Genomic DNA, 325 nt, shown 5'->3' with positions numbered 1-325 from the left:
ACCCTTCGGTGGAACAATGCCCACTCACCGATCACCAATGCAATCGCCAGCATGACCAAATAGAACCACGCGGGAGCTCCGCCGCGGGAGACCAAACGGGTTGTTTCGTTTGGTTGCTTGGCAACTCGCAGGTCACTTTCGTCGGCGCTGCACAGGTTGACCGCCAGCAGCTCGCCCGGGACTTCCACCGCCAACTTCCATTCTTCGGGAGTCTTGATCGGCAGTTGTTCGGACTGTGGTGCCATGTCGGGTTTGGGCAACGACTCAGGCGAAAACAGTCCGTACACGCCGGCTTTTCCGATCGGGCTGATGGCGGCGCGATCAC

The 325-nt window shown here is 59.7% G+C and carries 1 pseudogene; it reads right to left on the bottom strand.

The features are described 5' to 3' along the window. Positions 1-325: pseudogene (locus tag B2R17_RS17490) on the bottom strand (hypothetical protein); the annotation flags it as partial.

The sequence above is a fragment of the Rhodopirellula sp. UBA1907 genome (assembly GCF_002337565.1).
GTDB classification, from domain to species: Bacteria; Planctomycetota; Planctomycetia; order Pirellulales; family Pirellulaceae; genus Rhodopirellula; species Rhodopirellula europaea.
This window is presented reverse-complemented; position numbering and strand designations above follow the sequence as displayed.